A 26,156-nucleotide genomic window follows, 5' to 3' on the forward strand; every position below is an offset into this window, starting at 1 on the left:
TGCTCCGGAGGCCGGGAGCGACACGCCCATGTGAACTCGGTGTCATCGATCGGATATGCGGAGAACCGTCGAAGTCCTCCTCGCGGGCGCCGCGGCGGCCGGCGTCGCGATCGGGCTGTTGGTCACGGTCGGCGCGTCCACGACGCTGATCCCGACCGGCGCGCTCGGCGCGGCGATCCCGGTAGCGCTGATCTACGTCGTGGTGACGGCGGACAGCAGTGACAGGCTCGGGTAGACCGCTCCTCGACGGCGTCCCACCGGCTCCGTCACCCGGGTCCTGACGGCCCGTCGAGCGCGACGAGCCTCGGTGCGACCCGCGGGTCAGTAGTCCCCGAGCACGCCGAGCCGCCGCGCCCGACGCGTCGCGTAGTGGAAGACCACGTAGCCGCCGAGCAGGTAGCCGACCGCGACGGCGACGAGGAGGCCGAGGTCGCCGAGGCCGAACTCCCACAGTCGGACGCCGTCGACCATCGCGCGCTGGAGCATCGCGCTCCCGTGGGCAAGGGGGAGGAACCGGGTCCACGGCGCGTCGAGGACGGGCGCCGAGATCAGGGCGACGAAGCCGAACTGCAGCAGGTTCAGCCAGTTGCCGATCCGCTTGTACAGCACCGTCACGCCGCCGGCCGCGAAGCCGAGCCCGAGCACCGAGGTGATCGCGAGCCCCGCGACGGGGACGACGGTGAGCGGGTCGAGGCTGAGTCGGGTCCCGGTGAGCAGCAGCATGACGGCGAGGATCACCGCGCTCGTGAGGAACGTCCGGATCACCTTCGCGACCCCCTTCAGGAGGGCGACCGGCGCGAAGCCGAACGGCGTGGTGATGTGCCGCTCTAAGGTCCCCCACTGCACCTCGCTGCCGATGTCGTTCGACACCGACGAGTAGGCGCCGACCGACAGCGTCCACAGGAAGTAGCCGACGATGATCCCCGACAGCGAATCCGTCAGCGCCTGTCCGGCCAGCAGCTGCCCGCCGTAGAAGAGAACGCCGAAGAAGAACAGCGCGACGACGATCCCCCCGATCGCGTTCGCCGGGTACCGGACGAAGATGAGGTACTCGCGGTAGAGGACGGCCCGCGCGAGGTGGTAGTAGGTGGCGGGCCGCGGCTCGTCGGCGGAGTCGACGGCGGCCGACGCCGGAGCGCTCCCACCGTCGGAAGCGGCCGAGCCGTCGCGGTTCACGACGACCGCCCCCGAGAGTCGGCGGTCGCGGGACCGGCCTCGCCCGCGTCGCCCGCGTCGCTCCCGCCCGCCTCCATACCGGTCAGATCGACGAACACGTCCTCCAGCTCGGGGCGAACGGTCCCGATGTCCTCCACCGTGACACCCGCCTCGCGGAGCGCGTCCATGAGGTCGTAGAGGGCGTCGCCCGCGGCGGCGACCTCGACGGCCGTCGAGCCCGGCCCGTCGCGGCCGACCGCGCCGAGCCCTGTCTCGACCCCCCGCACGTCGAACCGCTCCCGGAGGCGGGCGACGACCGCGTCGTCGATATCGGCGCTGACGACGCGGACGGCGTCGCGGTCGGTCCCGGAGAGGAGCGCCCCGACGGCGTCGTCGGCGACGATCCGGCCGTTCGCCATCATCACCACGCGGTCGCAGACGTCCTCGATGACGCCCATGTCGTGGCTGCTGAGAACGATGGTGAGCCCCTCCTCGCGCGCGAGCCGGCGGAGCTCCCGGCGGAGCGTCCGGGAGCTCTCGACGTCGAGCCCGAGGGTCGGCTCGTCGAGGAAGACGAGCTCCGCGCCGCCCGCGAGCACGCTCGCCAGCGACACCTTCTGTTTCATCCCCCGCGAGAGCTCCCGGACCGGGGTGTCGGCCTTCTCCGTCAGTTCGAGCCGGTCGAGCAGCCGGTCGTGCCGGGCCTGCACCGAGTCCGGGTCGACGCCGGCGATCGTCGCGAAGTACCGCAGGTTCTCGCGGACGGTGAGCCGCCAGTAGTCGTTGCGCGCGCCCTCTAACATCGCGTCGACGTCGGCGTACGCCGCCCGGCGGCCGTCGCCCACGTCCGTCCCGAACACCCGGACCGAGCCGGCGTCGGGGAGGACGATTCCGAGCGCGCACTTGATCAGGGTCGTCTTGCCGGCCCCGTTCGGGCCGAGGAGGCCGACGATCGAGCCGCGCTCGACGGTCAGGCTCACGTCGTCGACCGCGAGCACCGACTCCGCGCCGTCGCCGAACCGCTTCGAAACGCCCTCGATCGCGAGCGCCGCCGGAGAGGGATCCGCCGAATCGTCGGGGCGGGACCCGTCGCGCTCGCGGGGTGGGTCGCGGTCGCTCGCCGCGCTGCGTGCCATTACCGCCGGTACGTGCCGAGCGCGGATATATCCGCGTCCGGCGGCTACCGCACCGCACGCGATGGACCTCGACCGATTCGCCGCCGACGCGCCGACCGACGACGCCCCTGACGACGCGCGGGTCTGCGTCGTCGCGACGCGACCGGACACGTTCGAGCGCTGCCGCGAGGGGTTCTACCCCGCGCCGCGGTCGTACGACCGCACCCGCGTCGACTTCGACTACATGGCCTTCTACCGGACCGCGCCGGTGTCGGCGGTCACCCACTACGCCCGCGTCGTCGACCGGGCAGAGCAGACCCGCGGCGAGCCCGGCCCCATGGACGAAACCGACTGGGAGGCGCTTATCGACCCCTTCTCCGAGGAGCGGGTCGTCGTCGTCTTCGAGTTCGGGGAACTGGTCCCGCTCGACTCGCCGGTCGAGAACGACGCGAACGGGGTGCGGGGGGCCTGGTACTGCACGGTCGACGACCTCCGCGAGGCGGCGACGCTGTCCGGGCTCTGCGACCGATCCGAGACCTGACTGGCCGGTCGAGATCGCGGGTTGCGTTACGATCCGCTGTGACTGATAGGTTAGAGCGGCGACGCTGAATGCAGCGCGCGAGTCTTACACGATGACTCGGTCGGTTCGAGGCTGTTCAGTGCGGTCAGTTTGGGTGACTCACTGAACAAACCACGTACCAAGAATCGGCGACTGATCGCCTCAAGGGACCCATAGATCGTCCGGTTCACTTGCTCTAGTCGGATTCGTTGGTAGCCGTCGATTCGACCGGGAAGACCTGCGTGTCAGGTGCGTCGAGTGGACTGTCCGAGCCGGTCAGCCACACGGTGAGGTAGACGACGCAGGCCGCGATGACAGCAATAGGAAGCTGGAGAGTGAAAACGCCGTAAATGAGTGTGACGGTGATCGTTGCGCGAGTGGCTGTCTTTCGGTTGGTACCTCCGTAGTACGCGAATATTGCGACGACGAAGGACGCGATCGCAACGCCCGTGCCGAGAAGGAGTTCTTGGGTGATAATCACCGAGTAAAGGAACGCAGTGACACCAAGCAAGACGAATGCTGCTACAAGATGGACACGTTTCAGGGAGGGCATGCAACTGACGTTCTCCACGATATGTTAAAAAATGGGTGTTCTCAATTTGGATAGAGACTGAACACCGCGATTGCAGTAGTAAATACGCAGCCACACTGAGCAGCTAATTCAGCTGAAAGTATCTGAAAGAAACGAAGCCGCTGCGCTGACTGCACTCTCTGTATCGGTCAGGCAATTACTGACAGAACTGGAGTGATTGCGGCAGCACGTGCTGAGTAGAGGGCGCGAATCGGGCAGAAGACACTTGCCAGACTACCCCCGGAGCTGAACTGTTACCGGGTATCGTGACGACCCGGATCGTGTTGGGTGTTCTCACCACGCAAAAGCTATTCTGTGTGGTCGCCTGCGTCGGCACGTGAAGCGCTACGAGAACGCCCTCGGGTTCCTCGCGCTCGCCGCCCTCTGGGGCGCCTCCTATCCCGCCATACGCGCCGCGAAAGCGGGCGTCGAGCCGCTGCTGATGGCCGCACTCCGGTTCGACGCTATCGGCGTGGTCGTCCTCGGGTACGCACTCGCCCGCAGCCAACAGGTCCACCCCACCAGCGCCGACGTCACGACTATCCTGATCGGTGGTGTCGGCATGATCGCTGTCCACAATGGCCTCCTCTTCGTCGGCCAGACCATGGTCTCTGGGGCCGTCGGCGCGGTCGTCCTCGCTACCGTCCCCATCTGGAGCGTCGCGTTCGCCGTCGTCGCCCTTGACACCGCCCGCCCGACGCCTACGCGCGTCCTCGGTATCCTCCTCGGTCTCGTCGGCACCAGCATCCTTGTCGTCCCCGGCCCCACCGACATACAGCCACCCGACCCGCTCGGCGTCGCACTCCTGACCGCGAGCGCGGTCGTGTTCGCGCTCGCCGCCGTCGCCCTCCGCCGCGAAACCCCCACGCTCGGCGTCGCCGCCCGCCAGGGCTGGATGATGCTCGTCGGCGGTCCCGTCCTCCACGCCGCCAGCCTCGCCCGCGGCGAACCCCAGACCGTCGCACTCACCACGGACGTACTCATCGCGTTCGGGTTCCTCGTGCTCGCCGCTGGCGTCGTCGGCTACCTCCTCTACTACACGCTCTTAGACCGCCTCGGTCCCGTCGAGGTCAACCTCTTCGGGTACGTCGCCCCCGTGTTCGCCGCCATAACCGGATGGCTCTTCCTCGACGAACGTCTCGCAGCGACCACCATCCTCGGCTTCCTCGTCATCGCCGTCGGCTTCGCGCTCGTCAAACGCGACGCCATTCGCGATGCGCTTATCGACGAAGCCGCACCAGCGACCGGCGACTAACTGGCTCGACCAGCATCCGCCGGCCTCGCGGCGATCGTCTGCTACTCGGTTGGCTTTGTTGAACCCCCCAACGGCGACACCACCTCCATTCGCGCGGAATACAGAGCGCAAAATCGCCACGAGAAATCTCCCAGTTTTCAATCGTCCGGCGTGGTAGTTACAGGGTGCGAATGTGGCACGAGCCGATACCAATCTCCGGGAGAGAGTGATCGGTCAGTACAGCGAAGTCAAGTATCGCTCCGTATCGGGAGTACACACGACTCCAAGGGCGATAGTGGGGTAAGCGTTATCGGGTTTCAAACGACACTCCGTCGGGATCGAGAGTGGCGTGGATAACAGCGGATTCATCGACAAAGACGGTCGTTTCTCCGCCAACAGTCGCCTCCTGAGCGGTAATTTGAATTCGATACTCGCCAGGTTCCTCAAACGGATACGAGAGCTTCGTCGTTTCTTCGGCTCCAATCGAGCGACCAGTACGCATCACCACCCGCATATCCGACATCCTGGTAATATCGATGTTTGCAGTTATCCTCTGGTTCAACTCGTTGTTGATCACCAAATTCGGATCTCCCAACCCTAGACATCCGGCAACTCCCAAAAGAGACGCTCCAACGGGGACGAGCATCTGTCGCCTAGTGGAGGGCATACAAGCCAGTTCAAAACGCATCACTAATCTGTTTTGCTTCACACTTCACTGGACGGTACTCCGGTGGCGGAATACTATCGTAACCGCTCCGTTCGCAGGCACATTCTACCGGCTGATTTAGGATCCATGTGAAGAAAATAACACAGTTCCCGTGCTGACTACACCCTCTGTATCGGTCAGGCAATACTGACAGAACTGGAGTGATTGCGGCAGCACGTGCTGAATAGAGGGCGCGTATCTTACACGACCGACTGGAGAGGATTGAGGGTGAATATACCTGTTCACCTAGCGGAGGTCGGCAGTCCGATCATTTCAAAATCAGATACTGAGGTAGGATGTATAAAACAAATCAAGAAACTCCTGCCCGTGGTTTTCAGGCGATTTCTCCGGTGATCTTTTGATCTAGGCCCTGTTGTTCAATCTCCCATTCGAGGTATAGCCGTAATGATTCTTCAAAAGGCCGATGGTCGATTCCGAGTTCGCGTTTGGCCTTCGAGTTATCGACGAGCACTCCACCAGTGGCGAAAAAGCCGAGCAGCTCGCTTTCAAACCCTTCCGGTGGACGAGTGAGAGACTCCAGTCCTGTCACCCCGTAACTCATTAACTGAAATATCTTCCCGGGCACCGCCCGCGGAGCCGGAATTCCTGTGAGTCGTTCCGCGAGATCAAGGACATCGACGAAGTTCCGCGGTTCGCTCGCAATAATGTACTCTTCCCCCTGTTCGCCCTCGTCCATCGCTCGTTTGATGTTCGCGGCCGTGTCCTCGACGTAGTCGAACGGGAGGACGAAATCGTTCGGTATCATCGGGAGTTCTTGTTTGAGGTAACCAGTAAAGCCAGTCCGTGGAGTGCCACCGTAATCCTTGTCTCCCGGTCCGAAAATCGCTCCGAGAGAGGCTATTACGAGCGGCAGTCCGTCTTCAATCATCGGCTCCGCCACCTCGTAATGTGCCTGCCACTTCGTTCGCTGATACACCGAACTAAAGTTGTTTGGAGACCGGTACGATTCGGTGACGTACTCGCCGCCCGTATTCCCGTAGACTCCGACGGTGCTCACGTAGAGGCCCTTTGGCACGTCCAGTTCGTTCATCAATTCGAGAACATTACGGGTCCCATCGACGTTGATGCGTTCGGCCTTCTCAGCATTCCATGGTCCAGGCCCGATTTGGAACCAAGCAGCCAGATGAAACACTCCATCGACGCCGTCCATGGCGTCGCGCATACTCTGTTTATCTGTAATGTCCCCCTCAATTATTTCAACGGGTTCTGGTAGATGTTCTGCCTTAGTGAGGTCACGGGTAAGCACAACTACTTCATGCCCATCGTTCACGAGGATCTCCACGAGATTAGTCCCAATAAACCCGGTACCACCAGTGACAAAGTATTTCATAAAGTAAAAATATATAATGATTCTTAATATAGGTTTGGGTGGGCCACTCTTTTCGAGCATGTAGGTTCAGCTATTTCACCCCTCACCTCTAGTGTAATCCCTTGGTATATGCATCCTCTGAGCCTCGTTTAGACGCTCTCGGTAACGTGAGTTAGCGTCCGTGTTGGGTGAACTACCCCACCCTACTCGCTCACCGCTGACGCGGTTCGCTCCTTGAGGGTAGGGCTTCCTGCTTTCACGACGCGCTTTGCAGATACAGGCGTATCCACAGGGAGCGCAGTCTCCACAGGCGTTGATTCGGAGTGTCCCACTCCTACATCTTCGAGGCCGCGAGAAAGAATGTTCCACGCCGCGTTCGCGTCCCTGTCCGCCTCAAATCCGCAAGCGGGACAGGAGTGTTCACGGACCCACAACGGCTTATCGGTTGAGACGCCGCACGACGCGCACTCCTTGGTCGTCCCTTTCGGGTTGACCGCGACGAAGTGCGTCCCCTCACGCTTGCACTTGTATTCGAGCAACGAGAGGAACGTCCCCCATGCGGCAGATGCCGTGTTGCGGCTGTTCGACGGCGACTTCATCATCCCCTTCACGTTTAGGTTTTCGACCGCCACGAGGTCGTATTCCCGAGCGTAGTACGCCGAGAGCTTGTGTAAGAAGTCGCGGCGCTTTCGTCGGAGATCGGCGTGACACTCCGCGACTCGTCGCCGTTGCTTCTCGTAGTTGTTCGACCCATGCTGTTTGCGCGAGAGTTTCCGTTGCTCGCGTTCCAAGCGTTCGCGCTCGTCTGAGAGGTCGAGTGACCCGACAGCCGTACCGTCGGTGTCATGGGCGTACTTGAGAATTCCCACGTCGATACCGACGCACTTCTCGGGAGTCTCGGGCGGGTCGGGCAGTTCGTGGTCCATTTCGACGCCGAACGTGGCGAACCACTCGCCCGTTAGTTCCTTCTTGACCGTGACTTGCTTGAGCTTCGCGTCATCGGGGATGGCGCGGTGGAGCCGTATCGGTATATCCGCGAGTTTCGAGAGTGACAGGACAGCCTGACCGCCCTTCTTGTCGAGCTTGAAGCCAGACTGACTGTACGTGAAACTGCGGAACTCCCGCGGTGGCTTCCATTTGAGTTGACCGACGCCGTAGCCGTTCTCCTTGAGCTTGGAGAGTCCTTTGAGGTTGTCGAACAGACGCTCTACGACGGTTTGGAGCACCTTCGAGTACACGTCCGAGAGACCGTCCCACCATTTCTTGAGGTCAGGTAGCTCCGACCGCAGGGTGGTCATGGACGGCAGTTCGCCGTGTTCGTTTTGGTACTCGTTGAGGCGGTAGCGCGTGTGGTTGTACAGTTGCCTACAAATGTCTCGGTGGCGGTCCAACTCCTCACGGTGGGCGTCGGACGGCTTGAGACGATATTTGTAGGCGTAGTACATGCTACTCGCGTTGGTCCTCGACGTACTGTTTCAGCACATCCAACGACACCTGCCCCGTCGAGATGAGGCAGTAGGAGTCGTTCCAGAACGAGTCGCCCCACAGTTCGGTCTTCAGTTTATCCGCGTACTCGTTGCGGATACGGCGAGCAGTCGCGCCCTTGACCGTGTTGATGAACTTCACGAGGTCCGTGGTTGGTTTCGCTCGGAACAGGATGTGTACGTGGTCGTCCTCTCCGTCGAGGTTCGTCAGTTCGACGCCGTAGTTGTCCGTGAACCCGCTGATGACCCCGCGAATGAATTGGGTTCGCTCCTCGGTTAGCACTCCGCGCCGATACTTCGTAGTGAGTATCAGGTGGTAGTGCAGGGAATACGTCGAGTGCGCTCCCGAATCGAGGTCGTATTCCATTAGGTTCGTACAATTATACGGTACCCCAATACAAAACCATTACGACCACGTGGGGCTGTGGGCTTGCAACCGTATCGCTGTATAAACAGATGATGACGGCGTTGACGAGACGCTCCGCGTCTCGTTCGCACACCAGAAATCTTCGATTTCTGGGGACGCTGTATCCCCACCCTACTCCGCTCCCTTCAGTCGCTCCGTTGAGGGTGGGGGCTTAGCGCCTATATCCAGCTAAACAAGGCCCATCCTCTGTATTCAGCGTGCGACACCTGGCAGCCGCTGAGGACGTCAACGGATCCAGGTCGCGGGCCCGCGGTCGGCGTCACCCGCCGTCGGCGCGCATCGACGCCGTCCCCGCGTTGACGTGCGCGACGCGGTCCCGCTCGCCGGGCGGCGCCGCCGCGTACTCGGGGTGCAGACACGCCAATAGCGCCTCCAGCGAGTCGACGAGCCGGTGGCTCGGTCGGTTGAACAGCGCGTTGCCGTCGATCGCGTACGCTCGGTCGTCGGCGACCGCGGCGAGGTCGCGCCACCCCGGTCGGTCGGCGAGGTCCGCGATCGCGTCGACGGCGCGGTCGCGTTCGAAGCCGCAGGGCGCGACGACGAGCGCCTCGGGGTCGTACGCGCGGACACCGTCCCACGCCACCGGCTCGGAGGCGCCGTCGGGCTGGAACGACGGGTCGCCGCCGGCGATCTCGACCATGTCGCGCACCCAGTGACCGGCCCGGATCGGCGGGTCGGTCCAGTCGAGGACGGCGGTGCGGGGGCGACCCTCGGCGGCGACCGGGTCGGCCGCGTGCTCCCGGACGTGGTCGACGCGAGCCCTCAGTCGGTCGGTGAGCGCCTCGGCGGCGTCGGGGCGGTCGACCGCCTCGCCGAGACGCATCACGTCGTCGAGGACGTCCTCGAACGCGTGCGGGTCGAGCGTCAGCACCTCGGGCGCGGAGTCGATCGACGCGACGGCCTCGCGGACCCCGCTCGCGTCGACCGCGCAGACGTCGCAGGTCGCCTGCGTGACGACGAGGTTCGGCTCCAGCGCGGCGAGGCGGTCGACGTCGAGATCGTAGACGGCACCGTCGACCGACCGCATCTGGGCGTCGATGTCGCTGGCCGAGCGGTCGTCGTGGTCGACGGCGGTGCTCGTGAGCGTCGGCAGGTCACGAGCCACGGGCGGGTAGTCGCAGCTGTGCGAGACGCCGACTGGTTCGACGCCGAGCGCGAACAGCGTCTCCGTGGCGGAGGGAAGCAGCGTGGCGACGCGCACGTCGGTCACCCCCCGCCGAGCGTCGCGAGCGCGAACTCGGTGTCGCTCCCGAGCGGGTCGGTCGCGGTCGTCGTCTCGACGTCGGTGAACCCGGCCTCGCGGAGCTGCGCGAGGGTGCGGTCGCGGCCCGGCGCCGAGAAGAACATGCGGCCGCCCATCCAGCCGCGGCGCACCGTCTCGAACCGGCCGCCCGGAAGGGTCATGAGGAGCCGTCCGCCCGGGCGGAGGGCGCGGGCGAACTCCGCGTACACGTCGGGGTGGCGGTCGCGCTCGACGTGAAACACCGCGTGGTACGCCGTGATCGCGTCGACACTCTCGGCCGCGAGCGGGAGCGCGGACATCTCTCCGTGAACGAGCCGGGCCTCGGGAACGGTCTCGGCCGCGAGGTCGAGCCCGCGCCGCGAGACGTCGACCCCGACGCTGCCGGCCGGGAGGTTCGCGAGCGTCCGCGCCCCGTCGCCGCAACCGACGTCGAGGACGTCCGGGTCGGGCGGAAGCCCGGCGAGCAGGTCGTCGATCAGCGCCGCGTCGGAGCCGTCCGGGTCGCGTCGGTCGGCGTACGTCGCCGCCACGTCGTCCCACGCTCGCCGCACCTCGCTTCGGTTCATGCCTATTGGTACCGTGCGAGACACATCACTCCTCGGGCGGCCGGTCGCAAACTGCGTGAGGCCAGAGGTGTTCAGATTGATAGATGACTAATGATAAAGAAAGTGGTCCCGGGAGTTTTTGCGACATGTGACGGGGGTAAGCTGGGAAAGAACGGCGCAGAGAAAAGTTACATTTTATAATTAATGAACGTGATGTCCTTCGCGTCGTATGTGGATGGTAACCTGTCACATGAGTCGTCGACGGAATCGAGTGAACGAGAGTAACGGGGGGACGGACCCATGACGACGGGGATCGACGTCGCCGTGGCCGCGATCCCGCTCCTGCTCGCGGGGATTCTACTGGTCGGGTTCCTCTGGCCGGCGACGCGCGCGATGCCGATCGCGTGGGTCGCGGCCATGGGGATCGGGTACGCTGCGTGGAACATGCCGGTGAACTGGTTGCTCGCGGCGTCGGCGGGAGGGTTCATGACCGCGATCGAGATCCTCTGGATCGTCTTCGGGGCGCTCGTTCTCCTGTACACCCTGATGGAGGCCGGCGCGTTCGACCGAATCAATCAGGGGTTCGCGACGGTCAGCGACGACCGACGCGTACAGATCGTGTTGATCGCCTTCTTCATGGCGACGTTCATCGAGGGCGCCGCCGGCTTCGGGACGCCGGCCGCCGTCGTCGCGCCGCTCCTTTTGGGGCTCGGCTTCCCGGCGCTCGCGGCGGTCGTCGCCGGGATCATCGGCCACATCATCGCCGTCACGTACGGGGCGGTGGGGACGCCGATCGTGGTCGGGATCCAAAACCCGATGGAGAGCGTCGAGTTCACTCGCACCGCGATCCAGGACGGCGGGATGACCGTCCAGGAGTTCTCCGTCAACGTGGCGGCCTGGGCGGCGACGTATCACGCCTTGGTCGGGTTCGTGATGCCGCTGTTCGCGGTCGGGATGGTCGTCTACTTCTTCGGTGACCCGGAGGACCGGTCGCTGAAGCCGGCCTGGGAGGTCGCGCCGCTCTGTATCGCGTCGGGGATCGCCTTCGCGGTCCCGTACTGGATCTCGGCGTGGTTCCTCACGGCCGAATTCCCGTCGCTCATCGGGTCGATGGTCGGCGGCACCATCATCCTGACCGTTCTGCGCGCGGGATACCTCCTGCCCGACGACGAGTGGGAGTTCCCCGAGCGCGAGAAGTGGGCCGACCACTGGGTCGGAACGATCGAGCCGGGACAGTCGAACGGCAGCAACGGCGGTTCGCCCGAGGCCCAGGCGGCCGACCTCAGCGGCGACGAGGACATGTCGCTGTTCAAGGCGTGGTCGCCGTACGTCCTGCTCGTGATCCTGCTGGTCGTCACCCGCGCGGTGGGACCGATCTCGGACTTCATCAACCGCGACATCTTCATCGTCAGCTGGGGTAACATCCTCGGCACCGACCTCACCGGAGCGGTCGCGTGGATGAACGTGCCGGGCTTCTGGCTGCTCGTGAGCGCCGTGCTCGCGATCCCGATCTTCAGCATGTCCGGGCAGGAAATCGGCGACGCGTGGAAGGAGGCCGGCCGGAAGATCGTCTCGCCGTTCATCGCCTTGGTGTTCGTGATCGCGATGGTGCAGGTGATGCTCCAGTCCGGCGCCCACCCCGGAAACACGCCGGGCGGCGTCAGCATGATCGTCCTGCTCGCGCAGACGACCGCCGACATCCTCGGCGTCGCGTACCCGGCGTTCGCGTCGCTCATCGGCGCGCTCGGCGCGGCGATGGCCGGGTCGAACACCGTCTCGAACATCACGTTCGGCGCGTTCCAGTTCGAGGCGGCGACGCAGCTCGGACTGCCGCGCACGATCATCGTCGGCGCGCAGGCCGTCGGCGGCGCCATCGGGAACCTCGTCGCGATCCACAACCTCGTCGCCGCGCTGGCGACGGTCGGCCTCCTCGGACAGGAGGGGCGGGTGATGCGGCTGAACCTGATCCCGCTGCTGTACTACGCGACGGGCGTCGGTCTGCTGTGTCTGCTGTTCAGCTACGTGCTGTTCCCCGGCGTGTTCTGAACGCGGGAACGGTACTGCGGTGCGGCTCTTTTTTTATAATCCATCGACGATCCGAGACGAACGCGTCCGGAGCCACGGCCGCTCGCTGATAATTGGCTGACAGTGGGGGGACGGTGAACACCGCCAAAGGCCCAGCCACTCGGCGATACGTATCTGACTATTCCACGCTAAATTCCTCCAAAGCCCCAGCCGCGAGGACGGCGCACGCTCGCTGCGCGCTTCGGTCGTTCGCTTCGCTCACTCCCTGCGGTGTCGCCGGCGGCTCCGCCGCCGGCTGCCCGTGGCGCTACGCGCCACGCTGCCTACGTCGTCATCAGAACGCGAAGCGTTCTGATTGGCTCACGAGAGCGTTGCTCTCGTGAACGCCTGTGCCGTCCTCGCGACTGCCCCTTTGAGTCCCGCCCCGCTCCGCACGGCACCGCCGGAAGACGGTCCTGCTCGCTCACTACGTTCGCTTCGCAGGCTGCGACTTCCGTGCTCCCGCTCGCGTTGCTCGCGGGACCGCAGCCTCACGCCTCCCCAGCCTCGTCGCTGGCGGCTGGCGCCGCCAGCGACTCCCTCGCGCGCGCACCTCGCGCCCTGCGGGCGCTCGGCGGCACGCGCCGACCGCGTCAGTTTTATAAATGATCGTCGCGGTCGCTCGCTTTTTTAAATATCGTCTCGGAGATGTCGGTTTGATCCACCCGCTTCCGGTGTCGCTCGTCACCCGTCTCGTGCTGTCGATACGCGAGACATGAAAAATGGCGGCAGCAAAAGTCCGTGTCGCGAGGCCCGTCGCCCGCGACGCCGGCTCAGTCGTCGGCGGGCGACGCGCTCGTCGCGTCGGCGGCGCCCGCGTCGGCGACGGCGTCGGGCGCGGGTCCGGTCACCGCCTCGGCGACCTTCTCGATCGGGTGCGGCGGGTTCTCCGCGTCGGCGTCGCGGTCGCCGAGCTGCGAGCGACAGGAGGCGCCCGGCGCGGTCACCGTCTCGCCGTCGCTCTCGTCGACCTGATCGAAGAGGATCCGGCCGATCGCCTTCGAGATGTCGTAGTGCTCGGACTCGTAGCCGAACGAGCCGGCCATCCCGCAACAGGAGGAGTCGAGCGGGTCGACGTCGTAGCCGGCCCGGCGGAGCACGCCGACCGCGTGGTGGTCCTTGTTCGTGGCCTTCTGGTTGCAGTGGCCGTGGTACGTGAGCGACTCCGCGGGCGCGTCGAACGCCAACCGCTCGTCGACGCGGCCGGCGTCGAGGTACTCTAAGACTCCGTACGCGGCCGCTGAGACGGCCTCGACGTCCTCGCCGTCGAGCAGGTCGAGGTATTCGTCCTGGAACATCACCGCGTCCGAGGGCTCGACGAAGACGACCGACTGCCCGTCGCGGACGCGGGGCGCGAGCGCCGCGACGTTGGTCTCGGCGCGCTCGCGGGCGTCGTCGAGGAACCCAGTCGAGAACGCCGCCCGGCCCGAGGGCGCGAGGTCGTCCGGGACCTCAACGCGGACGCCGGCCGCCTCCAGCACCGCGACGGCGGCCTTGCCCGCGGCCGGGTAGCTGTAGTTGGTGTAGGTGTCGGGGAACAGCGCGACCGTGTCGACCGCCTCCGCGGGGTCGACCGTCGAGCCGCCGCGCGACGCGAACCACTCCTCGAAGCTCTCGGAGCGGAACGTCGGCAGCTCGCGGTCCGGGGCGATCCCCGCGACCGCGTCCATCACCGCGCGGGCGCCGGGGATCTTCGACGCCGCGTTCGAGATCGGCGCGAGCGTGCTCCCGAGCGCCGAGAAGCGGTCGATGTCGCGGAAGATCCGCTCGCGGAGTCCCGACCCCTCCTCCTCGTGGTGCTCGTGTTTCACCTCGGCTTTGAGCTTCGCGAGGTCGACCCCCGTGGGACAGTCGCTCTTACAGCCCTTGCAGCCGACGCAGAGCCCGAGCACTTCCTCTTGGAATCGGTCGGAATGGATCTCGTCCTCGTCGAGCTCCCCGCTGATGGCGGCCCGGAGCATGTTCGCCCGGCCGCGAGTCGCCTGAATCTCCTCCTCGGAGGCGCGGTAGGTCGGACACATCACGCCGGAGTCGACCTCCCGGCAGGTGCCGCAGCCGTTACACAGCTCGACGAGGTGCGAGAACCCGCCCTCGTCCGAGAAGTCGAGGGCGGTCTGCGGCTCGATCGACTGGTACTCCGGGCCGTACCGGAGGTTCTCCCGCATGTCCGTGTCGGCGGCGGTGTCGGGGTAGCCGCGCTCGGCGGCGGTGTCGCCGTCGACGTAGACGACCTTCCCGGGGTTCATCCGCCACTCGGGGTCGAACGTCGACTTGAGCTCCTGGAACGCGCTCCAGAGGTCCTCGCCGTACATCTTCGGGTTGAACTCGGTGCGCGCGAGCCCGTCGCCGTGCTCGCCCGAGAAGGCACCGTGGTGCTCCAAGACGAGGTCGGTGACGTCCTCGGAGATGGAGTGCATCTTCTCGACGCCCTCCTCCTCCTTCAGCGAGAGGATGGGCCGGATGTGGAGGGTGCCGGACCCCGCGTGCGCGAAGTACGCCGCCGAGGTGTCGTGGTCGGTGAGGACGTCCTCGAACTGCCCCACGTACTCCGCGAGCTCCTCGGGCGGCACCGTCGCGTCCTCGATGAACGGGTACGGCTTCGGGTCGCCCTGCATGCCCATCAACAGCGGGATGGCCGCCTTTCGGAGCTTCCAGATGTCGGCCTGGTCTTCGGGCGTGTACGCCTCCAGCACGTCGAACGCGTCGCCCTCGTCGACGAAGTACGCGTTCGTGTCGGCGATGGCGTCCTCGAAGTCGTCGACGAGCTCGGAGTCCCACTCTAACATGAGCGCCGCGGCCGCGCGGTCCGGGATCGGCTCGGCGTACTGCGCGAACTCCTGTGACCCGGCCGCGAGCGAGAACACCTCGTCGTCCATCAGCTCGACCGCGCTCACCGGGAACTCCAGCGCCTCGGGCACCGCCTTCATCGCGTCGACCAGCGAGTCGAAGGTGTACAGCGCGAGCGCCGTCTCCTCGGGGCGGGTGACCAGCGACACCTCGGCCTCGACGATCGTGCCGAGCGTCCCCTCGGCGCCGACGAACAGCTTCGAGAGGTTGATCACCGTCTCGCCCGCGTCGTTCTCGTAGATCACCTTGTGGAGGTTGTACCCGGAGACGGAGCGCTTGAGGTTCGGGTACTTCTCGTCGATCGCGGCCTCGTTCTCCTCGACGAGCGCGCGGGTGGTCTCGTACAGCGCGGCCTCTTGGTCGTCCTTCGAGACGATCTCCTCGTACTCCGGCGAGTCGAGGACGACCTCGCGGGTGTGGAGCAGCGAGCCGTCCGCGAGCACGACTTTCAGCTCCTCCGTGTACGCGTCGGTGATCCCGTACCGCACCGAGTGCGCGCCCGTGGAGTTGTTGCCGATGCCGCCGACGACGGTCGCGCGCGCCGAGGAGGCCGGGTCGGGCGCGAACTTCAGCCCGTCCTCGGCCAGCCGGTCGTCGAGGTGGTCCTGGACGACGCCGGGCTGGACCACCGCCCGACGGTCGTCGGGGCGGACCTCGACGATCTCGTCCATGTACTTCGAGAAGTCGAGGACGACACAGCCCGGACCGACCGTCTGGCCGCCCAGCGAGGAGCCGGCGCCCCGCGGGATGACGGGGACCTCGTGGTCGGCCGCGACCCGCATCGCCGCCTGCACGTCGTCGACCGACCGCGGCGTCACGACGCCGGCCGGGCGCGCCTGATAGATGCTGCCGTCGGTCGCGTACAGCACCTGCGCGTACTCGTCGAACTGGACCTCGCCGGCGACGCGCTCGCGGAGGTCCTCCGCGAGCGCCCGGTAGGCGGGCACGTCCGGTCGATCGTGACCGAGCGCGGCCGCCGACGTGTCCAGGTCAGGCGTGTCAGCTCCCCACGTGGGCTCAGTTGCCATAGTACAACTCCGAGTCGAAAGGCGAATAAATCCTTTGTTAAAAATGAATATGATCGCGACCCGCCGGCGCCGGGCGACAGCCCCGCCGTTTCGCTTTTTTCATCCGATCGCCTGTTCTGAATTTTCGGTTGCGACGACCGGGGCGCGGATCGCTCTCGCCGGGGGCGCGCCGGTCTCGATGGGATTTATTGTGTCGCCGCGACACCGCGACCTATGGAGATACTCCACACCTGTCTCAACGTGGCAGACGCCGACCGCACCGCCGACTGGTACGTCGAGCAGCTCGGGTTCGAGCGCTCCTGGGAGTTCACGACCGCCGACGGCGACACGCGCAACGTCTACGTCTCGGACGACGCCGGCGTCGAGTTCCAGCTGTCCGACACCGACGGCGAGGAGCCGAGTTCGGACGGCGACCGCTACGACCACGTCGCCGTCGGCGTCGACGACGTCGACGCGGCGTTCGAGGCGATCGACCACCACGGCGTCGTGAAGGAGCCGGGCGACCAGCCCGAAGCCGGCGCGCGCACGGCGTTCGTGAAGGACCCCGACGGCCACGCGGTCGAGCTGATCGAACCGCTGTAATCCGCTCGCCCGCTCGATCGTCGGTACCGCGCGACGGCCTCGGGCTGGTCGATCCGACCCGTCGACGCCTCGTTCTACAGTCCGACGAGCAGTATCGACGCCCCGACGGCGGCCCCCGTCCAACCCGCACCGACCCAGGTCAACACGGCGAACGCCTGTCGCGCCCCCTCGCGGCTCCACTCGGACTCGCCGCCGAGATGGCGCTGGACCGTCGACATGGAGTCCCCGAAGCCGACCGTCCCGCCCCACGTCGCGACGCCGAAGCCGAACAGGAGGACGCCGAGCGCGAACGAGGTGTCGGTCGCCCGCTGCGGCCCGGTAATCGGGAGGAGTACGCCCGCGACGACGAGCCCGAGGAGGCCGCCGCCGCCGACGTACCGCGCGACGGTCCGTCCGAACGGCAGGAGATCGCGGTCAGTCAACGGTCTCGCGCATCCGCGGGTCGAGCGCGTCGCGCATCCCGTCGCCGAGGAGGTTGAAGCCGAGCACCGTCAGCGCGAGCAGCAGGCCGGGGAAGAACGACCACCACCACGCCCCGGAGAACAGCCCGAACTCGACACCGTTCGAGAGCATCATCCCCCACGTCGGCTCCCCGGGACTGGCGCCGAAGCCGAGGAACGACAGCGCGGCAATGTCGATGATCGCGAGCCCGTAGTTGAGCGTCGACTGGACCGTGATCGGCGCGAGGCAGTTCGGGAGGACGTGACGGATGAGCAGTCGGGGGTCGGTCGCGCCCAGCGCCCGCGTGGCGTCGGTGTACTCGTCTTCGAGCACCTTCAGCGCGGCCCCGCGGACGACGCGGGCGAACCGGGGGGTGTAGACGAGCGTCAGCGCCCCAACGGCCCGCCACAGGCCCAGCTCCTCCGGGAAGATGGTGACGAGCGCGAGCGCTAAGAGTAGCGACGGGAACGACAGCAGGACGTCCATCGTCCGCATGATGACGTTGTCGGTCAGGTCACCGTAGTACGCGGCGACGATCCCCAGACTCACCCCGAGGAACGTCGACGCGACGACGGTGACCGTTCCGTAGAGGACCGCGTACCAGGCCCCGTACATCACGCGCGGGAAGATGTCGCGGGCCTGCCCGTCCGTGCCGAAGAGGTACTCCGCGCTGGGCGAAGCCTCGGAGGGGTTCGTCCCGAACTGCGTCGCCATGAGCTCGCTGAGGTCGTAGGTGAGCCGCGCGTAGACCGCGATCAGGACGACGCTCACGATGATGATGATCCCGGTGATCGCGAGTCGGTTCGAGGAGAGCTGCGAGAGGAACGGGCTCGCGCGCAGCCGCTCGACGATGCTTCGGTCGACGGCGCCGGTCTGTGTCTCCGTGCTCATTGTTCGATACGCGGGTCGAGGACCGAGTAGGTGAGGTCGACGCCCAAGTTAACGAGCGTGTACAATACGGCGAAGACGAGGACGGTCCCCTGGACGACGGGGTAGTCGCTGCGGTTGATCGCGTCGACGAGCAGCGTGCCGATGCCGTTGATCTCGAAGACGGTCTCCGTGAGCACCGCGCCGCCGAGCAGCGATCCGAACTGGATGCCGATCACGGTGATGACGGGGATGAAGGCGTTGCGGAGGCCGTGTTTCATGACGGTGATCTTCGAGCCCTGTCCCTTCGCGCGCGCGGTCCGCATGTAGTCCTGGCGGATCACCTCGACCATCGACGAGCGCATCATCCGCGAGAGCAGCGCCATCTGATAGATCCCGAGCACCACCACCGGCAAGAGGAGGTGAACGACAGCGGACTGGAACGCCGCGACGTTCCCCGCCAACAGCGTGTCGACGAGGATGAGCCCCGTGACCGGTTCGACGAAGTACTCGGAGCCGATTCGACCGCTGGTCGGGAGGAGCCCGAGGAACTGCGCGAACAGCAGGATGAGGAGCGGACCGCTCCAGTAGATCGGGATGCTGATCCCGCTCAGCGCGCCGATGCGTGTGAGGTGGTCGGTCCACGTGTCCTGTTTGACCGCGCTGAGAATACCCAGCGGGAGCCCGAACAGGAGGCCGGCGAGCTGTCCGAGCAGCGCGAGTTCGATCGTGATCGGGAGCCGATCCACGAGGATCTGGCTCACCGCCGCGCCCCGGTTCACCTGGTAGGACTGGCCGAAGTCGAACGTCGCCACCTCGCCGAGGAAGCGAACGTACTGTTGCCAGAGCGGGTCGTCGAGCCCCAAGTCCGAGCGGACCTGGTTGACGAACTCCTGGCTCGCTCGGTCGCCGGCGATGACCACGGCGGGATCGCCCGGCGAGAGGTGGAGAATGGCAAAGACCACCGTCGCGACCCCGAACAGCACGGGGAACAGCATGAGCAGCCGTTTGAAGACGAAGCGTTTGGAGACCATTCAGGGAAACGGGCGCGTGGGACGGTCAAAAAATCTGCGTTCGGCGCTGGTTACTCGAGCTCGACCTCGGCGAGGAACGGCCCGCCGATCGCGGCGACGCTGTAGTTGCTCACGCTGTTGGACACGCCGCGGACCTCGTCGGCGTAGTCGAGGAACACCCACGGCGCCTCGTCGTGCGCGATCTGGGCGGCCTCTCGGTACAGCTCGGCGCGGTCCTCCTGATTCGTGGTCCGTTGGGCCTCCTCGACGACGCTCATGTACTCGCTGTTGGCCCACGCGGCGTTGTTCGAGGTGTTGAACCCCTCGGTGTCCCAGGAGACCCAGTCCTGCCCCTCCGGCACGTCGGTCTGCGGGTGGAGGAGGACGTAACAGAAGTTGTCGGGGTCTGCGTTGTCGGTGTACCACCCGGCGAGCGTCGCGTCGTGGCTCCCCTGGCTGGTGTACGTGAGGTAGTCGGAGAACTGCCGGTCGTCGATCGACACCTCGATGCCGACCTCGGCGAGGTTCGACCGGATCGTCTCCGCGGTCGGCAGCGGCGCCGGGTTGTACCCGCGGGGGTTCTGGAACGTCGTCAGCGAGAACGAGAACCCGTCGCCGTAGCCGGCCTCATCGAGGAGGCTCTGCGCCTGTTCGGGGTCGTACTCGTAGGGGCTGATGTCGTCGTTGTGTCCGAACAGCGCCGGCGGGATCGGCTGGTCGGCCTGCGTGGCGATCCCGGAGTAGATGTTCTCGACGATCGCCTGGGTGTCGATGGCGTAGCTGATCGCGCGGCGGACCCGGCGGTCGCGGAACGCCTCGACGCGCGAGAGGTTAAACGCCATGTACCCGATGTTGATTCCCGTCGCGGTCCGGTTCTCCGCGGTGTCCGACCCCTCGATGATCTGCATGCTGTCGGGGTCGAGCCCGTCGATGATGTCGAGTTCTTCTTCGACGAGCGCCTGCGCACGCGTGGAGTTCTGCCCGCGGGTGAGGAACAGCACCCGGTCGACGTTCGGGGCCTCTCCCCAGTAGTCGTCGAAGGCGGTGAGCCGGATGCGGTTGTTGGCGTCGTCGAGGGTCTCGAGCTGGAACGGGCCGGTCCCGACCATCTCCTCTCCGAGGTTCGTGTCGCCCTCGATCGCGTCCTGCGAGATGACGACGGCCGCGAACATCGCGAGGTTGCGGAGGAACGGCGCGTACGTCTGGGTCAGCGTGATCGAGAGCTCGTAGTCGCCCGGGGCCTCGACGCTGTCGATCCAGTTGCCGAGCGTGAACGGCCCGTAGACGGAGGAGTCCTCGAAGTGGTACTCGTAGTCGTCGTCGACGAACCGCCGGTACGTGGCGATGAAGTCGTCGGCGGTGAACTCCGACCCGTCGTGGAAGCTCACCCCCTCTCGTAGCGTGAGCGTCACCGAGTCGCCGTCGAGCGACCAGTCGGTGGCGAGCGACTCGGTGAGCGACGCCTCGCCCGGCTGGAACGCGATCAGCCCCTCGTACGCCTGATTGGTGACCTTCGCGACCTCGCCGCTGGTCGTGTTCTGCGGGTCGAGGGTGCTTGAGTGGGCGCCGCGGCCGTAGCGGAGCGAGGTCGTGTCGTCGCCGCCGTCCTCGCCGTCGCTGCCATCGCTGCCGTCACTGCCGTCCTCGCCGTCGCTGCCGTCGCCGCCGTTTCCGCCGCAGCCGGCGAGCGAGGCGACGGACGCCGTCGCGACCGTCGCGCCGCCCGCTCGTTGCAAGAAGCTCCGTCGTGACGTTTCCGTGGTGTCAGGGGACATACACAGGGCGTAAATTGGCTACCTAAATAATTCTGGTGGAGTGATGGGACGGATCCGCGACATAAATTCCGACGGAGTGGTCGCGCGTTTATTTATCTATCTGGTCGCTCGTCGTAGAGGTGGCACGCGGCGGGGTGGCCGCTCTCGTCGAGCGCGGGGTTCTCTCGCTCACAGACGCTCTCGAACGTCTCGCGGAGCGTGGCTTCCGCCTCCTCCCACCGGTCGTTTTTGAGGTGGTCGAAGGAGTCGGCGACGACCGCCCGCGCCTCTCCCGAGAGCGGCCCGTCGAAGAAGTACTCGAAGAGCGTCGGGTGTTCGCCGCCGTCGGCGACGGCGGTCGGCGCCGACCCGTCCTCGAGGCGGACCTCCGACTCGATGGCGTCGAGGTCGATGTCCCCCGACTCCAGGCGCTGTCGGTAGAACATCACTTCCCGGTACCGCTCCTGATCGATGTCCAGATCGGCCGGCGGAATGATCGACGGACACCGGGTGCGGAACCGACAGCCGGATGGCGGGTCGATCGGCGACGGGACGTCCCCCTTGAGGATCGTCCGATCGGCCGTGTCGGCGAGGGGGTCCGGCTCCGGAATCGCGGACAGCAGCGCCTGTGTGTAGGGGTGTTTCGGCGTCTCGAACAGCTCGTCCGTCTCGGCGACCTCGACGATCTCGCCGAGGTACATCACGGCCACCCGGTCGGAGATGTGGCGGACGACGCTCAGGTCGTGGGCGATGAACAGGAAGGTGAGCCCGAACTCCTCCTGGAGGTCCTCCAGGAGGTTGATGATCTGCGCCTGCACGGAGACGTCGAGCGCGGACACCGGCTCGTCCGCGACGATGAAGTCGGGGTCGACCGCCAGCGCCCGCGCGATGCCGACCCGCTGGCGCTGGCCGCCGGAGAGCTCGTGGGGGTATCGACCGAACTGACCGCGCTCCAATCCGACCGCGTCCATCAGCTCGAAGACGCGCTGGCGGCGGCGTCCCTCGGCGAGGTCGTGGATCTTCAGCGGTTCCATGATCGTCTGGCCGGCGGTCATCCGCGGGTCCAGACTCGACATCGGGTCTTGGAAGACCATCTGCATGTCCTTCCGGCGCTTGCGGAGGTCCGACTTCGAGAGCGATCCGAGGTCCCCGCCGGCGAACACGACCGTGCCGTCGGTCGGCGGGTCCAGGTGGAGGATCGCGCGCCCCGCCGTGGACTTCCCGCAGCCGGACTCGCCGACGAGCCCCAGCGTCTCCCGCTCGCGCACGTCGAGATCGATCCCGTCGACGGCCCTGACGCTCGGATCACCGGTGCCGAACACCCGGTCGAGCGGGCCCGCCTCCTGCTGGTAGTACTTCCGCATCCCGCGGACCTCGACGAGCGGGTCGCCGATGGCGGACCTGGCGCTGGCCTCGACGCCGTCGGTCCCGTAGGCGGCCTTGTCGAACTCGTCGTGGACGCATTTCGACCGGTGGTCGACGTCCTCCCCCCCGTGCTGGAGGAACGGGATCTCTCCCTCGCGGCACTGCGGTTCGGCCCACGGGCACCGTGGCGCGAAGTGGCACCCCTCGGGCATGTCGATCAGGTCGGGGACGTTCCCCTCGATCGGGGTCAGCCGCTCCTTCTCCTCGGTGGGGATCGACTCGAGCAGGGTGTAGGTGTAGGGGTGGCTCGGATTGGCGAATATCTCCTCGACGGGTCCCTCCTCGACGATCTCGCCGGCGTACATCACGGCCACCCGATCGCAGGTCTCGGCCACGACGCCGAGGTCGTGGGTGATCATCAGGACGGACATCCCGAACTCCGTCTGCAGGTCGTCGATCAGGTCGAGGATCTGCGCCTGGATCGTCACGTCGAGCGCGGTCGTCGGCTCGTCGGCGATGAGGAGGTTCGGCCGGCAGGCGAGCGCGATGGCGACGAGCACGCGCTGGCGCATCCCGCCGGAGAACTCGTGTGGGTAGTCGTCCAGGCGCTGTTTCGCCTCCGGGATGCCGACCGCCTGAAGCATTCTGACGACCTCGTCCATCACCTCCTCGTCGCCGTCGCGGCCCCCGGCCTTCGGGAGGATCTCGCGGATCCCGTTGAGCCACGAGTCGCGCTTCTGCCCGCCGTACCGGTGGAGCCGCAGCGACTCTGCGATCTGTTCGCCCACGGTGACCGCCGGGTTGAGCGAGGTCATCGGGTCCTGGAAGATCATGCCCATCTCGCCGCCGCGGATCCGACGGACGGCCGCCTCGGGGGCGGCCGTCACGTCGACGATCCCCTCGGTGACCTCGACGTCGCTCGGCTTCGCGCCGTCGCGGATCCGCTCGCGGGCGTCGGCGTCGAGGAACACGAAGCCGTCGACGGCGTCGGCGAGCGCCGCCTCGAGGTCGTCGCCGACGGCCGTCGGGTCGGCGTCGTCCGCGAGGCGATCGGCGGCGGTCGCGAGGTCGCTCGCGAGGTCGTCGGGGTCCGCCTCGCCGGCGAGGTCGTCGACCATTCCGCGGAGCTCCGCCGCCGTGTCGGGGACGCGTCGTCCGGCGCGGAGGTCGCTGCTCACGGCCGCGATCGCGTCGACCAGTTCGGACGGGTACGAGACGTACGCGCCGTCGAACTCCTCGAGGAGGGAAGTAGCGAGCGCCGGATCCGCGAGGGTGATCCGGCCGCCGACGACCTCGCCGGGGTCGTCGACGAGGTCCATCGCCGAGAGGGCGGTAACGCTCTTCCCGGAGCCTGATTCGCCGACGAGGCCGACAGTCTCGCCGTCCTCTATCGAGAGGTCGATACCGTCGACGGCCTTGACCGCGCCCCGTTCGGTTCTGAACTGGGTCCGGAGCGACGAAAGCGAGAGGAGGTCAGTCACTACCGGCGGTAGCGCGCCTGACGGAAAAATATCTTTGGGGACAGTGGAACCTTTATACGACTACCGGAGCGTCTCACGATATGAGCGGTCCCGCAGGCGACGACGCGCCCACGAACGTACAGGTCGGAGACGGGTGGTCCGCGGTCATGGAGGACATGGAGGCGACCGCGGCGGAGTACCGAGCGCGCGGGTGGACGACGCTCGAACTGCACCCCGGGGACTCGGTCCTGGTCGACTCGGACCGTCGAACGGGGCTCGACGTCGTCCTCCCCGGCCCGGAGTTCGAGGACCTCGAGTCGCTCGTCGACGACCGGGAGTTCCGAGACGTCGAGGTGTTCCGGGCGGAGGGCGACGGGCTGGTGTACCTGCTCGTCGCCGAGCTCGCTCCCGAGAGCGAGACGGCCGTGTTCGTCCCCGCGTACTACGACCCGAGCCAGGCGGCGGAGACGATCGAATCGATCAGAGACGCGGGAACTGTGCGCCTCTTCTGTCGCCGATTGAACGACGACACCGTGCGGTTCGTCCACGACGATCCGGCGCCGTTCCTCCCGGAACCCGTCGAATAAGCGTTTGTCGTGAATCAACGGTGACAGCACGTCGGAGACGCGTGAACGGCACGCTCCGGAGCCGACGGGTCCAATAAAAAGAACTTCTCGAAGTCGGACGCGGCCTCAGAGGATGCCGGCGGCCTCGGCGGTCTCGACGATGTCCTGCGCCATCTTGTTGGTCGCCTCGTCGACCATCTGGCCGTCGACGCTCACGGCGCCTTTGCCCTCCTCCATCGCCTCGGCGTAGGCGTCGACGATGCGCTTGGCGCGCTCGGCGGTCTCCGGATCCGGCGCGAACACTTCGTTGCCGATCTCGATCTGCGACGGGTGGATCGCCCACTTGCCGTCGCAGCCGATCATGTTGGCGTTCTCGGCGGACTCGCGGAAGCCCTCGGCGTCCTCGATGTCGGCGTAGGGCCCGTCGAGACACGGCAGACCGGCCGACTTCGCCGCGGCGTTACACTCGGAGAGCGCGTGGTGCCAGTAGTGGCCCGGGTACTCCGGGAACTGACCGATGTCGAGCCCGGGCGTCCCCATCGCGGCGGAGTAGTCGCCCGGACCGAAGATGATCGACGAGAGCCGGTCGGAGGCGTGCGCGATGTCGTGGACGTTGTGCATCCCTTCGCCGTCCTCGATCTGCGGTTCGAGGCCGATGCCGCCGACTTCCAGGTCGTTGTTCTCCTCAACCTGTTCGAGCAGGTTCTCGACGGTGTGGATGTCGCTGGCGGACTTGACCTTCGGAACGATGATGTCGTCGATATACTCGCCCGCCTCGCCGACGACCGTGATCAGGTCGTCGTACCACCACTTGGTGTCGATCCCGTTCATGCGGAAGCTGAGGACCTTGTCGCTCCAGTCCTCCTCGCGTGCGGCCTTGATGAGCGGCTCGCGCGCGTCCGGCTTCGCGTTCGGCGCCACGGAGTCCTCCAGATCGAGGAACACCTCGTCGGCGTCGCTGTCGGCCGCCGAGTGCATCATCTTCTCGTCGCTCGCGGGCGTTGCAAGCTGCGTCCGGCGAAGAGTCACGTCAGTCATATAGCGGCCGTACCACGCTCGTCCATGAAAATAAAGCTACCTCACCCGGGGGTATTTTCTCTGAGTCGGAAGCGAGTTAACATAGAAAGGACGGCCGCTAAACCCCGGCCGTGTCGGGTGCGCTCAGCGGTCCGCGCGGCGGACCACGGCCACGATCAACAGCGCGAGGGCGAGCGCCCCGACGACCCCGCCCAGGGCGGTCGGCGGGACGAGCCCCGGCTCCCCGACCGGAGCGCCCCCGGCCGCTCCGATCGACGCGATCACGGACAGCGTCACGATAACCGCGGCGAGGAAGACCGTACGAGCCAACGAGCGTGTCATCTACTGACCACCGGTCGTTGTCCCGCCTCGCGTGAACCGTCGATGAGCCCGTACATACTCGCGACACTCCGCCGTGGAGCCATCGTAACGAAGGCCCGGCGGTAGGGTAGTATTTCGCCGCCAGAACCGTCGTTTCCGGCTGCTGAAACATCGTCAAGGAGTGCCTGAAACCAAGTCTGAGACGCTGAGCTGCGGGATACGGACTCACCGCTCACCGAGACGTCGACCGCGAAAAATCGTCGGGGTTCGAGGCGGGAACGGCCCCGGCCGCGTCAGTCGTCGGCCGGGGTGCGCGGTTCAGCCGGCGGCTCGGCGTCGTCCGCCGGGTCGTCGACGGCCTCGACGTCGGGGGACTCGTCGAGCCGTTCGTCCGCCTCCTCGGACCGGTGACGCGCTCGGAGCTCCTCGATCGAGCGCGCCTCGACGTTGTGATGGCACATG

At 66.3% G+C, this 26,156-nt stretch carries 24 protein-coding genes; 6 read left to right on the forward strand and 18 right to left on the reverse strand.

Features of this window, described 5'->3' with window-relative positions; translation table 11 throughout:
• The first annotated feature begins 55 nt into the window (after nt 1-55).
• Nucleotides 56-235, forward strand: coding sequence for a hypothetical protein (locus Hrr1229_RS05055; RefSeq protein ID WP_123113898.1), 180 nt, complete (start codon nt 56-58; stop codon nt 233-235).
• An 86-nt stretch (nt 236-321) separates the two neighbouring features.
• On the opposite strand, the gene Hrr1229_RS05060 is transcribed toward Hrr1229_RS05055, so the two are convergent.
• Nucleotides 322-1,176 carry an ABC transporter permease gene (locus Hrr1229_RS05060; RefSeq protein ID WP_123113897.1) on the reverse strand — a complete coding sequence of 285 codons (855 nt, stop codon included), beginning with the start codon at nt 1,174-1,176 and terminating at the stop codon, nt 322-324.
• Nucleotides 1,173-2,291 (reverse strand): ABC transporter ATP-binding protein, encoded by a 1,119-nt coding sequence (locus Hrr1229_RS05065; protein ID WP_123113896.1) that lies wholly within the window; start codon nt 2,289-2,291, stop codon nt 1,173-1,175. The genes Hrr1229_RS05060 and Hrr1229_RS05065 overlap by 4 nt, the downstream gene beginning before the upstream one ends.
• Nucleotides 2,292-2,352: 61 nt before the next feature.
• Between Hrr1229_RS05065 and Hrr1229_RS05070 the strand changes: the two genes are divergently transcribed.
• Entirely contained in the window at nt 2,353-2,811 is a 459-nt protein-coding gene (locus Hrr1229_RS05070) for a hypothetical protein (protein ID WP_123113895.1), read from the forward strand.
• Between the two features lie 214 nt (nt 2,812-3,025).
• On the opposite strand, the gene Hrr1229_RS05075 is transcribed toward Hrr1229_RS05070, so the two are convergent.
• Nucleotides 3,026-3,382, reverse strand: coding sequence for a hypothetical protein (locus Hrr1229_RS05075; RefSeq protein ID WP_123113894.1), 357 nt, complete (start codon nt 3,380-3,382; stop codon nt 3,026-3,028).
• 355 nt (nt 3,383-3,737) lie between these two features.
• On the opposite strand from Hrr1229_RS05075, the gene Hrr1229_RS05080 reads away from it, so the two are divergent.
• Entirely contained in the window at nt 3,738-4,655 is a 918-nt protein-coding gene (locus Hrr1229_RS05080; RefSeq protein ID WP_123113893.1) for an EamA family transporter, read from the forward strand.
• Between the two features lie 286 nt (nt 4,656-4,941).
• Here the strand turns inward: Hrr1229_RS05080 and Hrr1229_RS05085 are convergent, their stop codons facing one another.
• From Hrr1229_RS05085 to Hrr1229_RS05110, 6 genes are all read right to left on the reverse strand, one after another.
• Complete coding sequence (locus tag Hrr1229_RS05085; protein ID WP_148041763.1) at nt 4,942-5,301, reverse strand: hypothetical protein; 360 nt, start codon at nt 5,299-5,301, stop codon at nt 4,942-4,944.
• 373 nt (nt 5,302-5,674) lie between these two features.
• Complete coding sequence (locus tag Hrr1229_RS05090) at nt 5,675-6,691, reverse strand: NAD-dependent epimerase/dehydratase family protein (RefSeq protein ID WP_123113891.1); 1,017 nt, start codon at nt 6,689-6,691, stop codon at nt 5,675-5,677.
• Nucleotides 6,692-6,873: 182 nt separating this feature from the next.
• Entirely contained in the window at nt 6,874-8,115 is a 1,242-nt protein-coding gene (locus Hrr1229_RS05095; RefSeq protein WP_123113890.1) for an RNA-guided endonuclease TnpB family protein, read from the reverse strand.
• Nucleotide 8,116: 1 nt separating this feature from the next.
• A complete protein-coding gene (gene tnpA, locus Hrr1229_RS05100) occupies nt 8,117-8,521 on the reverse strand; it encodes an IS200/IS605 family transposase (protein ID WP_123113889.1) in 405 nt (134 codons plus the stop codon).
• 319 nt (nt 8,522-8,840) lie between these two features.
• Nucleotides 8,841-9,782 carry an ABC transporter substrate-binding protein gene (locus Hrr1229_RS05105; RefSeq protein ID WP_123114913.1) on the reverse strand — a complete coding sequence of 314 codons (942 nt, stop codon included), beginning with the start codon at nt 9,780-9,782 and terminating at the stop codon, nt 8,841-8,843.
• 5 nt (nt 9,783-9,787) lie between these two features.
• Nucleotides 9,788-10,390: a class I SAM-dependent methyltransferase gene (locus Hrr1229_RS05110; protein WP_123113888.1), complete on the reverse strand. Its 603-nt coding sequence runs from the start codon at nt 10,388-10,390 to the stop codon at nt 9,788-9,790.
• Between the two features lie 279 nt (nt 10,391-10,669).
• Here Hrr1229_RS05110 and Hrr1229_RS05115 point away from each other — a divergent pair, with 279 nt between their 5' ends.
• Entirely contained in the window at nt 10,670-12,415 is a 1,746-nt protein-coding gene (locus Hrr1229_RS05115; RefSeq protein ID WP_123113887.1) for an L-lactate permease, read from the forward strand.
• Nucleotides 12,416-13,206: 791 nt separating this feature from the next.
• Here Hrr1229_RS05115 and Hrr1229_RS05120 read toward each other — a convergent pair.
• Entirely contained in the window at nt 13,207-16,308 is a 3,102-nt protein-coding gene (locus Hrr1229_RS05120; RefSeq protein ID WP_123113886.1) for an FAD-binding and (Fe-S)-binding domain-containing protein, read from the reverse strand.
• A gap of 213 nt (nt 16,309-16,521) precedes the next feature.
• Here Hrr1229_RS05120 and Hrr1229_RS05125 point away from each other — a divergent pair, with 213 nt between their 5' ends.
• Nucleotides 16,522-16,890 carry a VOC family protein gene (locus Hrr1229_RS05125; RefSeq protein ID WP_123113885.1) on the forward strand — a complete coding sequence of 123 codons (369 nt, stop codon included), beginning with the start codon at nt 16,522-16,524 and terminating at the stop codon, nt 16,888-16,890.
• 74 nt (nt 16,891-16,964) lie between these two features.
• Here Hrr1229_RS05125 and Hrr1229_RS05130 read toward each other — a convergent pair whose 3' ends face one another.
• From Hrr1229_RS05130 to Hrr1229_RS05150, 5 genes are all read right to left on the reverse strand, one after another.
• Nucleotides 16,965-17,312, reverse strand: coding sequence for a hypothetical protein (locus Hrr1229_RS05130; RefSeq protein ID WP_123113884.1), 348 nt, complete (start codon nt 17,310-17,312; stop codon nt 16,965-16,967).
• On the reverse strand, nt 17,305-18,222 hold the full coding sequence (locus Hrr1229_RS05135; protein WP_123113883.1) for an ABC transporter permease: 918 nt from the start codon (nt 18,220-18,222) through the stop codon (nt 17,305-17,307). The genes Hrr1229_RS05130 and Hrr1229_RS05135 overlap by 8 nt, the downstream gene beginning before the upstream one ends.
• The gene (locus tag Hrr1229_RS05140; protein WP_123113882.1) at nt 18,219-19,232 is read right to left on the reverse strand and encodes an ABC transporter permease; all 1,014 of its coding nucleotides are present in this window, start codon (nt 19,230-19,232) and stop codon (nt 18,219-18,221) included. The genes Hrr1229_RS05135 and Hrr1229_RS05140 overlap by 4 nt, the downstream gene beginning before the upstream one ends.
• A gap of 50 nt (nt 19,233-19,282) precedes the next feature.
• Complete coding sequence (locus tag Hrr1229_RS05145) at nt 19,283-20,986, reverse strand: ABC transporter substrate-binding protein (RefSeq protein WP_123113881.1); 1,704 nt, start codon at nt 20,984-20,986, stop codon at nt 19,283-19,285.
• A gap of 92 nt (nt 20,987-21,078) precedes the next feature.
• A complete protein-coding gene (locus Hrr1229_RS05150) occupies nt 21,079-23,811 on the reverse strand; it encodes an ABC transporter ATP-binding protein (protein WP_123113880.1) in 2,733 nt (910 codons plus the stop codon).
• Nucleotides 23,812-23,891: 80 nt separating this feature from the next.
• On the opposite strand from Hrr1229_RS05150, the gene Hrr1229_RS05155 reads away from it, so the two are divergent.
• Nucleotides 23,892-24,377, forward strand: coding sequence for a hypothetical protein (locus tag Hrr1229_RS05155; protein WP_123113879.1), 486 nt, complete (start codon nt 23,892-23,894; stop codon nt 24,375-24,377).
• A gap of 105 nt (nt 24,378-24,482) precedes the next feature.
• Here Hrr1229_RS05155 and Hrr1229_RS05160 read toward each other — a convergent pair whose 3' ends face one another.
• From Hrr1229_RS05160 to Hrr1229_RS05170, 3 genes are all read right to left on the reverse strand, one after another.
• Nucleotides 24,483-25,394 (reverse strand): CoA ester lyase, encoded by a 912-nt coding sequence (locus Hrr1229_RS05160; RefSeq protein ID WP_123113878.1) that lies wholly within the window; start codon nt 25,392-25,394, stop codon nt 24,483-24,485.
• 123 nt (nt 25,395-25,517) lie between these two features.
• A complete protein-coding gene (locus Hrr1229_RS05165) occupies nt 25,518-25,715 on the reverse strand; it encodes a hypothetical protein (RefSeq protein ID WP_123113877.1) in 198 nt (65 codons plus the stop codon).
• A 272-nt stretch (nt 25,716-25,987) separates the two neighbouring features.
• On the reverse strand, nt 25,988-26,155 hold the full coding sequence (locus tag Hrr1229_RS05170; protein ID WP_176329366.1) for a hypothetical protein: 168 nt from the start codon (nt 26,153-26,155) through the stop codon (nt 25,988-25,990).
• Nucleotide 26,156: the final 1 nt, after the last annotated feature.

The sequence above is a fragment of the Halorubrum sp. CBA1229 genome (genome assembly GCF_003721435.2).
Lineage (GTDB): Archaea > Halobacteriota > Halobacteria > Halobacteriales > Haloferacaceae > Halorubrum.

Excerpts from the sequence above, each read along its gene's own strand:
- tnpA (WP_123113889.1), bottom strand. The coding sequence starts at position 8,521 with ATGGAATACGACCTCGATTCGGGAGCGCACTCGACGTATTCCCTGCAC.
- Hrr1229_RS05110 (WP_123113888.1), bottom strand. The coding sequence starts at position 10,390 with ATGAACCGAAGCGAGGTGCGGCGAGCGTGGGACGACGTGGCGGCGACG.
- Hrr1229_RS05125 (WP_123113885.1), top strand. The coding sequence starts at position 16,522 with ATGGAGATACTCCACACCTGTCTCAACGTGGCAGACGCCGACCGCACC.
- Hrr1229_RS05085 (WP_148041763.1), bottom strand. The coding sequence starts at position 5,301 with ATGCCCTCCACTAGGCGACAGATGCTCGTCCCCGTTGGAGCGTCTCTT.
- Hrr1229_RS05115 (WP_123113887.1), top strand. The coding sequence starts at position 10,670 with ATGACGACGGGGATCGACGTCGCCGTGGCCGCGATCCCGCTCCTGCTC.
- Hrr1229_RS05135 (WP_123113883.1), bottom strand. The coding sequence starts at position 18,222 with ATGAGCACGGAGACACAGACCGGCGCCGTCGACCGAAGCATCGTCGAG.
- Hrr1229_RS05160 (WP_123113878.1), bottom strand. The coding sequence starts at position 25,394 with ATGACTGACGTGACTCTTCGCCGGACGCAGCTTGCAACGCCCGCGAGC.
- Hrr1229_RS05120 (WP_123113886.1), bottom strand. The coding sequence starts at position 16,308 with ATGGCAACTGAGCCCACGTGGGGAGCTGACACGCCTGACCTGGACACG.
- Hrr1229_RS05070 (WP_123113895.1), top strand. The coding sequence starts at position 2,353 with ATGGACCTCGACCGATTCGCCGCCGACGCGCCGACCGACGACGCCCCT.
- Hrr1229_RS05090 (WP_123113891.1), bottom strand. The coding sequence starts at position 6,691 with ATGAAATACTTTGTCACTGGTGGTACCGGGTTTATTGGGACTAATCTC.
- Hrr1229_RS05065 (WP_123113896.1), bottom strand. The coding sequence starts at position 2,291 with ATGGCACGCAGCGCGGCGAGCGACCGCGACCCACCCCGCGAGCGCGAC.
- Hrr1229_RS05055 (WP_123113898.1), top strand. The coding sequence starts at position 56 with ATGCGGAGAACCGTCGAAGTCCTCCTCGCGGGCGCCGCGGCGGCCGGC.
- Hrr1229_RS05165 (WP_123113877.1), bottom strand. The coding sequence starts at position 25,715 with ATGACACGCTCGTTGGCTCGTACGGTCTTCCTCGCCGCGGTTATCGTG.
- Hrr1229_RS05170 (WP_176329366.1), bottom strand. The coding sequence starts at position 26,155 with ATGTGCCATCACAACGTCGAGGCGCGCTCGATCGAGGAGCTCCGAGCG.
- Hrr1229_RS05155 (WP_123113879.1), top strand. The coding sequence starts at position 23,892 with ATGAGCGGTCCCGCAGGCGACGACGCGCCCACGAACGTACAGGTCGGA.
- Hrr1229_RS05140 (WP_123113882.1), bottom strand. The coding sequence starts at position 19,232 with ATGGTCTCCAAACGCTTCGTCTTCAAACGGCTGCTCATGCTGTTCCCC.
- Hrr1229_RS05145 (WP_123113881.1), bottom strand. The coding sequence starts at position 20,986 with ATGTCCCCTGACACCACGGAAACGTCACGACGGAGCTTCTTGCAACGA.
- Hrr1229_RS05095 (WP_123113890.1), bottom strand. The coding sequence starts at position 8,115 with ATGTACTACGCCTACAAATATCGTCTCAAGCCGTCCGACGCCCACCGT.
- Hrr1229_RS05075 (WP_123113894.1), bottom strand. The coding sequence starts at position 3,382 with ATGCCCTCCCTGAAACGTGTCCATCTTGTAGCAGCATTCGTCTTGCTT.